A 14,109-nucleotide genomic window follows, 5' to 3' on the forward strand; every position below is an offset into this window, starting at 1 on the left:
ACCAGACCCGTAGCAACACGGTGAACCCGCAACAGTTTCTTCATCATCTTCGTTGACGGGATGTTTACCACTTTCATCGCGCTCCCGTTTACCAAGCTTTCTCAAGCGCCACAGCAAATGCGCGCGAAATCTTGCGTGGTGCACGCAGGCCACGCCGATTAACTCCTCGGCAACCTAAATTCGATACCAACAATAAAGATCGAATTGCACGGATGTACTGAGTTCGGTCGTTTTTTGTAAGCGTTGCGTAGAGCGTATCGATGAATGTGTTGCGTAACCAGCCGAAGGGCGCGCGGTTCGCGTCCTTCGGTCTCGGTCTTTGCATCTTCGCATTGATGCCGACCGAGATCGGATATCAGGATATCGCGTCACTGCTGGCCCGGCAGCCGGGCGTGGCCGAACGCTGGCAGAAGCGGGTGTTCTCCACCGCCGGCAATATCCATGTCGCGACCTTCAGCTTCGGCCGTCCGATCGGAACCTCTTCGCCGCAGACCGCAACGTTTCGGCTCGCCAGCCTCGACAATCAGGGCATCGACATCACCGGCGCAGTGACGCGCAACCCGATCATCGCCCCGCCGCCGCGTTATCTTGCCGCCGATTTCCCCAAGGTCGATCGCACCATGAAGGGCGATCGCCTTGTCATCGCGCCGTCCGCGCCTGCGGAGAGTTCAATCCCCGCCGGCAGCGCGCCGGCCATCGAAGATCCTTCGTCTTCAAACGCTTCCGTCAAAGGCCAGAAGACCGCCGTCACGCCGCCTTCAGGTGGGCCCGCGCCGCTCGATCCGGAATTGCAGGCCGCGCTGCGCGCGCCGCCGCTGCCGCAATTCGATGTGTCGATGTCACTCGAAGCCAGGCCGCGCGAAGATTTGCCGCTCGACGACAAGCCGCTCGGTAAGCCAAAGGACGTCTCGGCAGCACCAGAAGTGGCGCTCGCGCCCGCGCCGCCGCGCGACAATTTCTCCTTCAAGACCTCGAGCCTGTTTTTTGGCTCTTCCCTCGGCTCGCCCGAAACCATCGAGCGCTGGCGGCCGGGCGAGGAGCCCATCATCATGCTGCCGAGCGCGGTGGTGGCCGATTCCGACATGAAGATCATGGCCTCGCTGCCGGTCGACGCCGACGGCCCGGTCAAGGCCGGCGAGATGGGCGTCAGCGTCGCGCCGAAGGGCGAGGTCAATTCCGACAACCAGCGCGCCAAGACCCCGGCTGAGCGGCTCGGCCTGTTCGACGAGAAGTCGCGCGCCAAGTCGGAAAAATGTCTGACCGAAGTTGTCTATTTCGAAGCCCGCGGCGAAGCGGTGCGGGGCCAGATCGCGGTGGCGCAAGTGGTGTTGAACCGCGCCTTCTCCGGCAAATATCCGGATACGGTGTGTGGCGTGGTCTACCAGAACAAGCACCGCCATCTGGCCTGCCAGTTCACCTTCGCCTGCGACAACAACAAGGACGTCGTCAAAGAGCCCGACATGTGGGATCGCGCGCAACGGATCGCAAAGGCGATGCTGGACGGCCAGCTCTGGCTGCCCGAGGTCGACAAGTCGACGCACTACCATGCCTATTGGGTGCGTCCGTCCTGGGTCAGCGAGATGAAGAAGATGTACAAGACCGGCGTGCACACCTTCTACCGGCCCCGCAACTGGGGCGACGGCAGCGACGCGCCAAGCTGGGGCACGGCGGCGGAGACGGCGCAAATTTCCGCCAAACTCGCCGAAGCCGCAAAGAGCTCGGCCGAGCAGGCGAGCTTCAGAAGGTAGGTCTCTCATCCGTCGTCCCGGGCTTGACCTCAGATGCGCAATTGCGCATCGGGGGACCCATACGCTGCGGCCGTGCTGATTGAGACGGTGGTCGACGACTTCCTTAGCGCACAATGTCCTGTGGTTATGGGTCCCGGCTCAAGGCCGGGACGACGAGTTATTGCGCGGTTGGCTCCGTGCACCAACCCACCCCAAAAAATTGCACTCGACGATTTTGCAGGGCTGCCCTGCAGCGGAAAAATTTTCTCCGCCGCTCTTGGGATTTCCATGCGAATGCATTAACTCCTCCCGGCGCACCCGGCCGGTCCCCTCCGGCCCGGGCGTCAAGCATCGAGGAAACCCATGGCTGTCACCGCAGACAATCTTCGCCCGGCCAAAGCCAGCTGGCGGACGCCATTGGTGATCATCATCTGCGGTTGCGCGATCGCGCTGCTCAGTTTCGGGCCGCGATCGAGCCTTGGTTTCTTCATCCAGCCCATGAGCAAGGAGTTTACCTGGGGCCGCGACGTCTTCGGCCTCGCGCTGGCGTTGCAGAACCTGTTGTGGGGATTGGGCCAGCCGATCGCAGGCGCGATCGCCGACCGCTTCGGCATCCTGCGCGTGATGGTCATCGGCGCGCTGCTCTACGCCGGCGGACTGCTCTTGATGCGCTACGCTTCGACGCCGGCCTCACTCGATCTCGGTGCCGGCGTTCTGATCGGCTTTGGGCTCTCCGGCTGTTCGTTCAACCTGGTGCTGTCGGCGTTCAGCAAATTGCTGCCGCCGGAGAAGCGTGGCCTGGCGCTCGGCGCCGGCACGGCCGCCGGTTCGTTCGGGCAATTCCTGTTCGCGCCCTTTGGCGTTGCGTTGATCGATAATTTCGGCTGGCAGCCGGCGCTGACCGTGTTTGCCCTGCTGATGCTGTTGATCGTGCCGCTGTCGCTGGCGATCGCGACACCGCCCGCAACGTCGTCGAACGTTCCCGCCGCCGACCAGCAATCGTTCAAGACCGCGCTGGCGGAAGCGTTCGGCCACCGCTCCTACGTATTGCTGGTGCTCGGCTTCTTCACCTGCGGTTTCCAGCTCGCCTTCATCACGGTGCATCTGCCGGCCTATCTGTCCGATCGCGGCGTCTCGGCGCAGACCGGCGGCTGGGTGGTCGCCGCCATCGGCCTGTTCAACATCATCGGCTCGCTCAGCGTCGGCTGGCTGCAGAACAAATATCCGAAGCGCTACATCCTCTCGATGCTCTATTTTGCCCGGGCACTGACCATCCTGGCGTTCATTTCATTCCCGATCACCACTTTCTCGGCGATCATGTTCGGCGCTGCCACCGGTCTGACCTGGCTCTCGACGGTACCGCCGACCTCGGCGCTGGTGGCGATCATGTTCGGCACCCGCTGGTTTGCGACGCTGTATGGTTTTGCCTTCGTCAGCCACCAGGTAGGCGGTTTCCTTGGGGTATGGCTTGGCGGCATCGTGTTCGAGCAGTTCGGGTCGTATACGCCGCTTTGGTGGCTCTCGATCTTCTTCGGCGTGCTGTCGGCGTTGATCAATTTGCCGATCGTGGAACAGCCGGTCGCGCGGGCGGTTGCGCAGCCCGCCTGATACTCATCGAAGTGGCATGGATCTCCGGGCAAACGCGTTCCGCGTTTGTCCCGAGGGAAAACCGGTTTCCACTTTTCCGGATCATGCTCTAAACACTCTCCCAACTGACAAAGTTCGGGAGAGTTGCCGTGGGAACATTCAAGGCCATCAGGATCGACAAGGCGGAAAAGGGTACCACATCAGCGCTGACGCAGTTCGACGAAGCCGAATTGATGGAAGGCGACGTCACCGTCCGCGTCGAATGGTCGACTCTGAACTACAAGGACGGCCTGGCTCTCACCGGCAAGGCCCCGGTGGTGCGGCGCTTCCCGATGATCGCCGGCATCGACTTCGCAGGCGTCGTCGAACAATCCACCCATCCGCAGTGGAAGGCCGGCGACAGGGTGGTCTGCAACGGCTGGGGCATGGGCGAGACCCATCTCGGCAGCTATGCCGAGAAGGCCCGCGTCAAGGGCGACTGGCTGGTGCGGCTGCCCGACAACATCTCGACCCGCGACGCGATGGCGATCGGCACCGCCGGCTACACCGCGATGCTGTCGGTGCTGGCGCTGGAGAAGCACGGCCTGACGCCCAAAAGCGGCCCCGTCGTCGTGACAGGTGCTGCGGGCGGGGTCGGTTCGGTCGCGACCGCCGTGCTGTCGAAACTCGGCTATCACGTCATCGCTTCCACGGGACGGGTGTCGGAAACCGATTATTTGAAAGGTCTCGGCGCCGCCGAGGTGATCGACCGCAACGAATTGTCAGGCCCGGCAAAGCCGCTGGCCAAGGAGCGCTGGGCCGGCGGCATCGACAGCGTCGGGTCGACCACGCTCGCCAACCTGCTCTCGATGACCAAATATGGCGGCGCCATCGCCGCCTGCGGCCTTGCGGCGGGCATGGACCTGCCGTCTTCGGTGGCGCCGTTCATTTTGCGCGGAGTGTGCCTTCTCGGCATCGATTCGGTGATGTGCCCGATCGAGCAGCGCAAGCTTGCCTGGAGCCGCCTTGCCAACGATTTGGATCACGGCAAACTAGCTGATATTACTCATGAAATCGGCCTCGACCAAGTCATCGGCGCCGGCGCCAAAATCCTCGCCGGCCAGGTCCGCGGTCGAATCGTGGTAAAAATTCTCTAACGGCGTTCAGACTTTACCAACCATGCTGCTCCAATGTTGCCACGGTTCGTATGGTAAGCAGCGGGTAAAGAGGCCTGCATGATCCGGAAAACGGGATACCGGTTTTCCGCGGAGGTCATGTCTAGCAAGGCGGGTGCCCGCGCTCAGTAGGGTGGAGTTGCTGCATGCTTGCGCGTTTGGTGTTGGGGGCCGTCACGGCCACGTCGATGGTGGTGCCGGCGCTGGCCGGGATGATGAATGCCGATGAAGCCCGTAAGTTTGTGAGCGGCAAGGTTTTCGCCTTCACCTGTTTCGACGGCACCCGCGGCGCGGGCCGAGTGCTCGACGATCTCGGGGCGGCCGGATCCATTCAATTCAGCGGCGCGGGGCCGACCCGCCATGTGCGTCTGCCCGGCAACACGCTGCAGATCCGCGGCCAGGCGGTTTGCGCTTCCATCAAGGGTCTTCCGTTCGAGCCGTGCTTCAATCTCGACAAGCGCGATGACCGCTCCTTCCGGGGATCGGTGTCGGGCATGGGCTTCGCCTATTGCGATTTCCGCCACCAGGGCGCGCAGCAGATGCTGATGGCCCGCTCGGTGGCGCGGCCGCGTTCGCTGCATGCGCCGGCGCAGACCCGCTCGGCCGACGCCTCGCGCACGGAGGTCTCGGCTCGAGTCGAGACGCCGGCGGTTGAAGCCGCGAAGCTCGAGCCGGTGAAGGCGGAGCCGGCGAAGGCCGAAAGCGCGCCGGAGCTGCGCCGTTCCACCGAGTGATATCAGGCGAAATGAAGCCCAAAGTTGGGAAAGTGTGCCCGTAGTCATACGGGCTGGCGTTTTCACGTCTTGGTAGCGAGTCTAGCCCACCGTGACGGCCAATGACGGCCTGGGGGCGGCTCATACGTGAGATCAACTATGCCGCTGTATTTTTTCCGGATCAGCAACGGGCACTACGCTGGCGCATCCGACCAGGGCTCCGAATTCGAAAGCCGCGAAGCCGCCTGGGCCGAGATGACCAAGGTGTCCGGCAACCTGCTCGGCAGCATTTCGCGCAGCATGAAGCAGAATGCCGAATGGCAGATGGAAATGCTGGACGAATCCAAGAAGCCGGTGTTCAGGATCCGCCTCGTGGCGGAATCCGTCACCTAGGAGCGTTTTCGAGCGAAGTGGATACCGGTTCGCATAGCAATCAAGTTTGCGCAGATTGCGTAGACTTATCTGCGATAGAAAACGCGTCGAAACAAGAGTCTAGAGCTTTGGTTCTGATTCAATCAGAACCAAAGCTCTAGTTTTCGATCGGCAAGTTCCTCCGTTCGGTGCGCGGTCCGACCGATCAACTCCCTGTCGGCACCGCGGGCGCCGTAGCCGCCCGCCTGCGGAACAGGATCCGCTGATACAGCCAGCCGATCGCCACCAGCACCAGGCCCAGGCACATAAAGGACAGCGCACGGTAGACCCCGGTCAACGTCGACATGTCGATCAGGAACGCTTTCAGGATCGTCAGCGCGATCACGACCGCTGACGCCAGCCGCGCGCGTTGCGAGTTGAAGAGGATGCCAACCCCGAGCATGACGACGCCGAACGCCAGATAGGCGATCGAGTAGGTGTATTGCTCGGCGCCAGTGGTCGGACCGATGGCCATGACCGGACCGTGATAGATCCTGCGGATTTCAAACGTCACATAGGCCAGCGCCAGAATTAGCGCGCCTGCCGCGATCGTGTTGGCGTATTCGACCGGACGCCGCCCCGCCACCGCATAGGACAACAGCAGCGCCAGCACCGCGGGCAGGGCATAGCCGAGCAGCAGCAGGTTGATGACGACGCCGCCGACATCGATCATCGACCATAGCATCGGGTTCTCCAGCACCAGCAGCCCGAACACGGAAGCCAGGCCTGCAAAGGCGGTGAGCAGGATTGCGCCGGCATTGTGAACGACACTTCCGGTGCGGAGGCGCAGCCGCTCCAGCCCGATCGCCATCGCCAGCGCGACACAGACCTGCAGCGCTACTTCGGCGAGGCCCGCGCTCGGGCGATAGACGTCGCCATTATTGACGGCATGGCGGATTTCCATGAACGCCAGCAGCACCGTGAACAGGATGGCGGCGGATTCCACGATGCGCAGCGGTGCATCGTCGCCGCCGCGGCGCAGGAAGATGCTGCCGGCCCAGAACGACAGCGCCGGAATGCCGTAACCCCACAGCAGCCAGTTGAAGATCGGCGTGGTGCCGACGGCGTGGCCGACGATGCGCGGCTCGTAGCCGATCCGCAGCACCACGATGGCGGCGAGGATCGCGGCCAGCGAACGCAGGAACGGGATCGGGCGCTGCATCGAGATCCAGGCGGTGCCTGCCGACATCAGCGCCAGCGCGATCGTGAGCCAGCCTTTTTCCAGCGCGAATGTCAGCGCCAGCGCCAGTGCTGCGAGCGCGCCGGTGGCAAACAGCGCGATCGAGGCCTGCAGGCCCGGACGGTCCTCGCGCTTGGTCAGGACCTCGGTCGCCGCAGCATAGGCGGCGGCAAGGATTACCGCGAGGATCGCGAACGGGATCGAGCGGTCGAGATTCGCGATCCGGGCATAGAGCGCGACCAGCAGTGCGAGCGGCGTGAACACGGCCGTAGCCGACCAGACCACCGGGATGACGGCGCTGGCCGAGCGGCCCTGCGCCAGGAATCCCGCGACACCAAATCCGGCGGCGAAGATCGCAGCCGAGATCAGGTGCAGCGAAACAGAACCATCCGTGGCGCTCGGCCCGATGCCCGCGATCGGCCCGCCGGGCAGCACCAGCATGTCAGGGTTGGCGCGGATCGCCCATTCGGCGAACACGATGAAGACGAGACCGGCGGCGGCTCCGACCGCGCCGACCGCGGCCTCGGTGCGCCAGGCCACAAACAGGCTGCCGGCGACCAGCAGGCCGAACGCGACCATCGCGACGTCGGCATGAGAACTGTTCAGCACGATCAGGGTCGCGCCGAGCAGATACGCCGCGAGCGAGCCGGACGAAATCGGCTCGATCTCGCCTTCTTGCGCTGAAGGCCCGAACATGAAGCCGCACACGACAAGCAATGCGGCGAGGATGAAACCGGCGATCACATGGAACACATGCGGCGCGACCATCGACGGTCCGCATTGCAGGCAGGGGAGCGTCCAGAGCACCGCGAACACGATGGTGGTGACCGCAAGCCAGCGCCACATCCGCACCCGCGCCAGACCGAGGGCGGCCGCGGTGACGATCGCGAGATAGACATAGAGCGCCCAGAAGTCCGGCTTGCCGGAGGAGACCAGGACCGGGGTGACGAAGGCGGCGGCGATGCCGAGCCCGGCCAGTGCCGGCCCGTGCAGCAGTGCCGCAGCCAGCGTGCCCATCGCCACCAGCCCAAGCAGGATGAACGCGGTGGCGGGCACCAGGAAGCCGTACAGCGCATAGGCTGCGTAGACGGTCGCAAAGGCCACGGCCGTGCCGGCGGCGGTCAGGATCGCGGGGATGTTGGCGATCGGCGTCGCTTCGATCGTGGAGATGCTCTCCTTGCGGCGGGTCCATTCGCCGGCAGCGAGCAGCGCCAGCGCGAACAGGCCGCCGAGCAGCACACGCACTCCGGGGCCGAGCAGGCCGGCCTCGATCGAATAGCGCACCATGAAGAAGCCGCCGAGCGCCAGCGTCAGGCCGCCGATCCACACCACCCAGCGGGTGCCGAGTGTTTCCTCGAAACCGCGATCGGGTTGCGGCAAGGGCGGCGGCGCGGCGGGCGGGCCTTCAGCCGTTTCCGCTGTCGTTTCGGTCGGCGCTTCGGTTTGCGGCCCCGCGGCAGGAGGGGTCCATTCAGCCTCGGGCGCGATCGGCGGCGGTTCGGCCACGACGCCGGGAGAGGCGGGCGCGGTGCCTTGCTCGAACATCTGGGGAAGCGGTGGCGGAACGGCCCTGGCGAGCGCTGCCGCCGCTTCCATCCTGTCCAGCCGCCTTCGCAACTCCCCGATCTCGTTCATCGCTTTGACGGCAATGATAACGGCGACAATGGCGAACAGGAACGGAAGAATTACAAACTCGTCGAGCATCAGGCCTCCAGGCGGGCACGCAGAAACGTTAACCGCCTCTATGCGGCCCGTCGCAATGCTGTGAGTGCAGTTTTGCCCGGAAAAAGTTCAAACCGCCCCCTAGGTGGCGGCATTTTAGCACGTTATCCGAAGAAGATTATTCGAGATCCACGCGGAAGGGGCGGCCCTCGACGGTCATGCTGCCCGGGCCCATCTCATCGAGCGCCCTCAGCATCCGCCCCTCGCGCCCCAGCGCCTTGTCGGCGAGGCTGACGATCAGCCGGTTGGGCTGGGCGATCGGCGAGGCGGCGCGGATCTGCCGGGCGATCGAAATCTCGTCGCGGTGCGGATTGAGCATGCAGGCGGCGGCAAAGGCGCTGGCGGTCGATCGGCTGATGCCGGCATAGCAATGCACCACCATCGGCGCGCTGCGATCCCAGCCGCGCACGAAGTTCAGCACCTTCTCGATATGGGCGTCCGACGGCGCCAGAAAGCCGTCCATCACCTCGGTGATGTCGTCCATCGACACGCGCAAATGGTTGGCCTCGAGCACCGATTCCGGCCGCTGCACCTGATCGACATTGGCCATCACGGTGAGGATATGGCTGGCGCCGGTGGCCTTGACGGTTTCGGGAAGGGCGGCGAGCGAGCAGACGTGAAGCATGGCGATCCTCTTGGGGAGGTGTCCATTGCGGACCGTCCCTGGGGAGTCGCCATTATAGGCCCGGGTGGGGACCGGTCAAAGCGGGTTCCGCCGGGCGTTTTGACTTCAGAGCCGCGAAATCATCCGAAGTTGCCCGTTGAACTCTTTGTTCTGCAACGCTGCGATGCGGCAAGGCGCAAGGAGAGGCAATTTCACTCACCCATCAACCGATCGCTCTACCGGAGAACCAAATCGATCAAGCAGCGTTGAGAAAGGCACTTGCTGGGTGTCAACCGGACGCAACGGAGAATGATGGACGTGGGCATTTTTCCGGTTTCTGCCTGCGACACCAACGCATCGGTACGCGCTGACATCTAACCCGTTCCCGGCGAGTGCGCTTTTCATCAGGACAAAAAGCGCTTCCCTCACCGGAGCGAACCAGCTCGACAGCCCATCGGCTGCTAGTGCCAACTGCCGATGAGCCCGAGCTCCTTTCGAACCGTGGCCGCGGAATTGCCGACCTTCTCCACCGCCTTCTGAAGCTCCTCTTCGGATACGCGAAGCGCCTTGGCCCAGTATTTGACCTCACGCGGATCGCGCATGTTGATCTTGGACCGGTCGGGTCGTTCTTTTTTCGTAAGACCGCTCATAGCCATCCTCCACGGAAGAAACGGCGCTATCGATACTCGGTTCCGCTTGATGCGAACTATGCCGTGGGAGGGCCTCCACGGTGCAACAGCACCGCTGTCGTCCCGGCCTTGAGCCGGGACCCATAATCACAGCAAGAAGTTTTGCGGAAGGTCTTTGCTACAGAGCTTCTATTGAAAGATCACGCGGTATGGGTCCCCCGATGCGCAATTGCGCATCTGAGCTCAAGGCCGGGACGACGCGTTGATGGAGTTCGGAACGCAACGCCTACGATGCCACCGCGCCAAACCGCGCCAGAAACTGCTTCTCGGCCTTGGCTGCGGTCCATGGTGTCAGATATTCGCGCACAGTTGGTTCGGGCAGGCCGGGATCCTTGCCGAACAGACGCTTGGCTTCGGCCTCCGCAAAGCCTGCCAGATGGGTGGCTTCGAGATAGGCCGCGCCGCGGTCGGCGGCCTTGATCGCCTGGGTGATGGCATCCGCCAGTACCGGCGGCAGGCCGAAGCGGATATGGATCGCCGCCAGCAGGCGCTTCTCCACCACCTTGTAGTCGCCGCCGATCACGGCCTTGAACGGCGAGATCATGTCGCCGATGACATATTCAGGTGCGTCGTGCAGCAATGCGGCGAGCCGGAATTTGATATCGACGCGCGGCATCTGCTGGCGCAATACGGCCTCGACCAGGAGCGTGTGCTGCGCCACCGAAAAGATATGCGCGCCGCTGGTCTGGCCGTTCCAGCGTGCGACACGCGCGAGGCCATGGGCGATATCGGCGACCTCGATATCGAGCGGCGAGGGGTCGAGCAGATCGAGCCGCCGTCCCGACAGCATGCGCTGCCAGGCCCGGGTCGAGACATCGGACGATTTGCCGGATGTTCTTCTTGACGTCATTTGACCTTGAGGCGGGGCTTGCGATGTTGGCCGCTGCAGGTCTCGTGGCAGAAGCACGTGACCAGATGGTCGTTGACCATGCCGGTGGCCTGCATGAAGGCGTAGACGATGGTCGGGCCAACGAACTTGAATCCGCGCGCGCCGAGCTCCTTGGAAATCTTGATCGACAGCGGCGTCGATGCCGGCACGCTGGCGGTGGTCTTGAACTGGTTCACCTTCGGCTTGCCGTCGACGAAGTCCCACAAAAACTTCGAGAAGCCCGCGCCTTCTTCCATGATCTTGAGATAGCCCTTGGCGCTGTTGACGGCGCCTTCGATCTTGGCGCGGTTGCGAACGATGCCGGCATCGTTCATCAGCGTGTGGACTTTCTTCTCGTTGTAGCGCGCGATCTTCTCCGGCTGGAAATCGTCGAACGCTTTGCGAAAGTTCTCGCGCTTGCGCAGGATCGTGATCCAGGAAAGGCCGGCCTGAAAGCCGTCGAGGATCAGCTTTTCATACAGCGCGCGGTCGTCATACTCAGGTACGCCCCATTCGGTGTCGTGATAGGCCATGTAGAACGGATCTTCGCCCGGCCACGGGCAGCGGGTCTTGCCGTCGGCGTGCAGGCGTGCGGAGCGGCTCATAGGATTTTGCTCATGCGACGGTCTGCTTCGGCGGTGTGCGCACGTCGTTCGGATCGGTGAGGCGGATCGCAAGCCCGCCGGCCGACAACGCTAGGCCGGCGTCGAGCGCGTCGGCGACGCGGTCGGTCCGCAGCAGCGCGATGCCGTGGCCGCCGGCGGTCGACCCCATGGTGCCGACCGGCTTGTCGCCGGCGACAACGGGGATGCCGGCCTCGGGCGAGAAATCTTCCAGCGTGACCCGAACCGCGCGGGTGCGCGCGGTGCCGCGATGCTGCATCCGCGATACCACTTCCTGCCCGACGTAACAGCCCTTGTCGAAATCGATGCCGTGCAGGCGGTCCATATTGGTTTCGTGCGGAAACGCGTCGCTGTACATGAAATCGAGCCCGCCGCGCGGCACGCCCGCGGCGACGCGGCGGACCTCATAGGCGGCTTCATCGACAAGCTCTGCACCGATCAAATCGGCGACCTTCTGCTTGAGCTCTTCGGGAACCAGGATGCGCCAGCCGAGCGTTTCGTTGCGCGGGTCGGTAAACGAAAGATCGGGCTTCATGTCAGGCTCGCCGTCCCACACAGCGAGCACGCCGAGGCTGTCGGAGAGGTTTTCCACCGCGACCTTGGCACGCAGCTTGTAGAAACCGAGCTTGTCGGCGAGGCCTTTTGCCAAGGGGCGCGGCACGTCGATCAGGAACCCGCCGCCATGGCCGCTGGGAGCCTCCGTGATCAGGAAATCGGCGGTGATCTTGCCCTGCGGCGTCAGCAGCGCGCCGAACCGGCCAAGGCCCGGCCGCAGCAGCGTGACGTCGGTCGTGACAAGGCCATTGAGGAAATTGCGGGCGTCCTCGCCTGAGACCTTGATTACGCCCCGGTCGGTAAGAAACGCTGCTTTCATGCGCTGAAAAGGCCTATTTTGGAGGTTCTTCTCGAACTTCTAGTTCAAGTACTCGTTCAAGTTCCTGGGGAAACACAGGTGGCGGATATCACATGGGAAGTTAAGGCGCTAAGGTGCCGTCAACAAGCCCGAGAGGCAGCCTAAAACGGGCGTCGAGGACCGATGAATCAGCGATTTGATACCATTCTAAAATCCGGCACCGTGGTCAATCAGGACGGCGAGGCCATCCGCGACATCGGCATTTCCAATGGCCGGATCGCCGCGATCGGCGGGCTCGGGCAGGCGTCCGCCGCCGAGACGATCGACTGCAAGGGCCTGCACATCCTGCCCGGTGTGATCGACACCCAGGTGCATTTCCGCGAGCCGGGCCTGACCCAGAAGGAAGATCTGGAAACAGGATCGCGCAGCGCCGTGATGGGCGGGGTTACCGCGGTGTTCGAAATGCCGAACACAGATCCCCTGACCGTCACCGAGGCGACCTTCAGCGACAAGATCAAGCGCGCCCATCATCGCATGCATTGCGACTTTGCGTTTTTCATCGGCGGCACCCGCGACAATGTCGCCGATCTGCCGGAACTGGAACGCGCGCCGGGCTGCGCCGGCGTCAAGGTGTTCATCGGCTCGTCGACCGGCGCGCTGCTGGTCGAGGACGACGAAAGCCTGCGGCGGATCTTTGCGGTCATCAAGCGCCGCGCCGCCTTCCATGCCGAGGACGAATACCGCCTCAACGAGCGCAAGTCGCTGCGCGTCGAAGGCGATCCGCGTTCGCATCCGGTGTGGCGCGACGAGACCGCGGCGCTGATGGCGACGCAGCGCCTGGTGAATATTGCCCGCGAGAGCGGCAAGCGCATTCACGTGCTGCATATCTCGACCAAGCAGGAGATCGACTATCTGCGCGACCACAAGGACGTCGCGTCCTGCGAGGCGACGCCGCACCATCTCACATTGGTGGCGCCCGAATGCTACGAGCGGCTCGGCACCCACGCCCAGATGAACCCGCCGGTGCGCTCGGCCGATCACCGCGACCGCATCTGGTACGGCATCGAGCAGGGCATCATCGACGTGCTCGGCTCCGACCACGCGCCGCATACGCTGGAGGAGAAGGCAAAAACCTATCCGGCCTCGCCCTCGGGCATGACGGGGGTGCAGACGCTGGTGCCTGTCATGCTCGACCACGTCAACGCCGGGCGGCTGTCGCTGGCGCGCTTCGTCGATCTGTCCAGCGCCGGTCCGGCGCGGCTCTACAACATCACGACCAAGGGCCGCATCGCCGCCGGCTATGATGCCGACTTCACCGTCGTCGATCTCAAGCGCTCTGAGACCATCACCAACAAATGGGTGGCCTCGAAGGCGGGCTGGACGCCCTATGACGGCATGCGCGTGACCGGCTGGCCCGTCGGCACCTTCGTGCGCGGCAAGCGCGTGATGTGGCAGGGCGAACTGATGACGCCATCGACCGGCGAGCCGGTGCGGTTCCTGGAGACGTTGAGGGTGTAGCCACACTTGTCATCACCCGCGAAGGCGGGTGACCCAGTACGCCGCGGCTTATCGATTCAATCGCTGACGTCTCTGGAATACTGGGTCGCCCGCCTTCGCGGGCGACGACAGCGGAGTGTGTGATGGCTTACTGCCGCGCCAGCGCCAACGAAAACTCGCCATTGCGTACGCGCGCGGGAAGCCCTTCGACGAATTTCGCCACCGCGTCCTCGCCATAGGTCGAGACCAGTTCGGCCAGCGCCGTGAACAGGCTGGCCTGCGCCAGGCAGTCGCCGTCGACGCCATCGTGGCGCGCCTCGGCCCAGGCCTCATGGAGGTAGCTGAGCGCAGCCTGCTTCTGTTCGTGGTCGGGCAGCGGATCGCGGTGAAGCGAATAGGACGCAGGATGGCTCATGAAACTCGACAGACGTTGCGCGCGTTCCCCAGCGGAGCGCATCTGATCGCCAAGCTGTAGCATGCG

General features: G+C 63.7%; 13 protein-coding genes. 6 read left to right on the forward strand and 7 right to left on the reverse strand.

The features are described from left to right. Positions 1-260: 260 nt before the first annotated feature. The 5 genes from JQ609_RS15580 (at position 261) to JQ609_RS15600 (ending at position 5,574) form a co-directional block, all read left to right on the forward strand. The gene (locus JQ609_RS15580; protein ID WP_212274059.1) at positions 261-1,748 is read left to right on the forward strand and encodes a cell wall hydrolase; all 1,488 of its coding nucleotides are present in this window, start codon (positions 261-263) and stop codon (positions 1,746-1,748) included. Between the two features lie 342 nt (positions 1,749-2,090). Next, entirely contained in the window at positions 2,091-3,335 is a 1,245-nt protein-coding gene (locus JQ609_RS15585; RefSeq protein WP_212210970.1) for an MFS transporter, read from the forward strand. A gap of 128 nt (positions 3,336-3,463) precedes the next feature. Beyond that, positions 3,464-4,450 (forward strand): MDR family oxidoreductase, encoded by a 987-nt coding sequence (locus tag JQ609_RS15590; protein ID WP_212274060.1) that lies wholly within the window; start codon positions 3,464-3,466, stop codon positions 4,448-4,450. Positions 4,451-4,614: 164 nt separating this feature from the next. Next, positions 4,615-5,202, forward strand: a complete 588-nt coding sequence (locus JQ609_RS15595; RefSeq protein WP_212210968.1) for a hypothetical protein — start codon at positions 4,615-4,617, stop codon at positions 5,200-5,202. Positions 5,203-5,340: 138 nt separating this feature from the next. Further along, positions 5,341-5,574 carry a DUF6894 family protein gene (locus JQ609_RS15600; protein WP_212210966.1) on the forward strand — a complete coding sequence of 78 codons (234 nt, stop codon included), beginning with the start codon at positions 5,341-5,343 and terminating at the stop codon, positions 5,572-5,574. 184 nt (positions 5,575-5,758) lie between these two features. Here JQ609_RS15600 and JQ609_RS15605 read toward each other — a convergent pair whose 3' ends face one another. The 6 genes from JQ609_RS15605 to JQ609_RS15630 form a co-directional block, all read right to left on the reverse strand. Further along, a complete protein-coding gene (locus JQ609_RS15605) occupies positions 5,759-8,476 on the reverse strand; it encodes a DUF2339 domain-containing protein (protein ID WP_212274061.1) in 2,718 nt (905 codons plus the stop codon). A gap of 136 nt (positions 8,477-8,612) precedes the next feature. After that, positions 8,613-9,119: a tyrosine phosphatase family protein gene (locus JQ609_RS15610; RefSeq protein ID WP_212274062.1), complete on the reverse strand. Its 507-nt coding sequence runs from the start codon at positions 9,117-9,119 to the stop codon at positions 8,613-8,615. A gap of 440 nt (positions 9,120-9,559) precedes the next feature. Further along, the gene (locus tag JQ609_RS15615) at positions 9,560-9,748 is read right to left on the reverse strand and encodes a DUF3606 domain-containing protein (RefSeq protein ID WP_212035417.1); all 189 of its coding nucleotides are present in this window, start codon (positions 9,746-9,748) and stop codon (positions 9,560-9,562) included. Between the two features lie 265 nt (positions 9,749-10,013). Next, a complete protein-coding gene (locus JQ609_RS15620) occupies positions 10,014-10,637 on the reverse strand; it encodes an HD family hydrolase (protein ID WP_212210960.1) in 624 nt (207 codons plus the stop codon). Next, complete coding sequence (locus JQ609_RS15625; protein WP_212274063.1) at positions 10,634-11,260, reverse strand: DNA-3-methyladenine glycosylase I; 627 nt, start codon at positions 11,258-11,260, stop codon at positions 10,634-10,636. Before JQ609_RS15625 ends, JQ609_RS15620 begins: the two co-directional genes overlap by 4 nt. 10 nt (positions 11,261-11,270) lie before the next feature. Continuing rightward, entirely contained in the window at positions 11,271-12,152 is an 882-nt protein-coding gene (locus JQ609_RS15630) for a folate-binding protein YgfZ (protein ID WP_212274064.1), read from the reverse strand. Positions 12,153-12,314: 162 nt separating this feature from the next. On the opposite strand from JQ609_RS15630, the gene JQ609_RS15635 reads away from it, so the two are divergent. Then, positions 12,315-13,649, forward strand: a complete 1,335-nt coding sequence (locus JQ609_RS15635) for a dihydroorotase (protein WP_212274065.1) — start codon at positions 12,315-12,317, stop codon at positions 13,647-13,649. Positions 13,650-13,776: 127 nt separating this feature from the next. Here the strand turns inward: JQ609_RS15635 and JQ609_RS15640 are convergent, their stop codons facing one another. Beyond that, positions 13,777-14,043 (reverse strand): hypothetical protein, encoded by a 267-nt coding sequence (locus JQ609_RS15640; RefSeq protein ID WP_212211061.1) that lies wholly within the window; start codon positions 14,041-14,043, stop codon positions 13,777-13,779. Between the last annotated feature and the right edge of the window lie 66 nt (positions 14,044-14,109).

The organism is Bradyrhizobium sp. AUGA SZCCT0169, from assembly GCF_018130085.1.
Taxonomy (GTDB): domain Bacteria; phylum Pseudomonadota; class Alphaproteobacteria; order Rhizobiales; family Xanthobacteraceae; genus Bradyrhizobium.

Excerpts from the sequence above, each read along its gene's own strand:
- JQ609_RS15605 (WP_212274061.1), bottom strand. The coding sequence starts at position 8,476 with ATGCTCGACGAGTTTGTAATTCTTCCGTTCCTGTTCGCCATTGTCGCC.
- JQ609_RS15610 (WP_212274062.1), bottom strand. The coding sequence starts at position 9,119 with ATGCTTCACGTCTGCTCGCTCGCCGCCCTTCCCGAAACCGTCAAGGCC.
- JQ609_RS15615 (WP_212035417.1), bottom strand. The coding sequence starts at position 9,748 with ATGAGCGGTCTTACGAAAAAAGAACGACCCGACCGGTCCAAGATCAAC.
- JQ609_RS15640 (WP_212211061.1), bottom strand. The coding sequence starts at position 14,043 with ATGAGCCATCCTGCGTCCTATTCGCTTCACCGCGATCCGCTGCCCGAC.
- JQ609_RS15585 (WP_212210970.1), top strand. The coding sequence starts at position 2,091 with ATGGCTGTCACCGCAGACAATCTTCGCCCGGCCAAAGCCAGCTGGCGG.
- JQ609_RS15595 (WP_212210968.1), top strand. The coding sequence starts at position 4,615 with ATGCTTGCGCGTTTGGTGTTGGGGGCCGTCACGGCCACGTCGATGGTG.
- JQ609_RS15625 (WP_212274063.1), bottom strand. The coding sequence starts at position 11,260 with ATGAGCCGCTCCGCACGCCTGCACGCCGACGGCAAGACCCGCTGCCCG.
- JQ609_RS15620 (WP_212210960.1), bottom strand. The coding sequence starts at position 10,637 with ATGACGTCAAGAAGAACATCCGGCAAATCGTCCGATGTCTCGACCCGG.
- JQ609_RS15580 (WP_212274059.1), top strand. The coding sequence starts at position 261 with ATGAATGTGTTGCGTAACCAGCCGAAGGGCGCGCGGTTCGCGTCCTTC.
- JQ609_RS15630 (WP_212274064.1), bottom strand. The coding sequence starts at position 12,152 with ATGAAAGCAGCGTTTCTTACCGACCGGGGCGTAATCAAGGTCTCAGGC.
- JQ609_RS15600 (WP_212210966.1), top strand. The coding sequence starts at position 5,341 with ATGCCGCTGTATTTTTTCCGGATCAGCAACGGGCACTACGCTGGCGCA.
- JQ609_RS15635 (WP_212274065.1), top strand. The coding sequence starts at position 12,315 with ATGAATCAGCGATTTGATACCATTCTAAAATCCGGCACCGTGGTCAAT.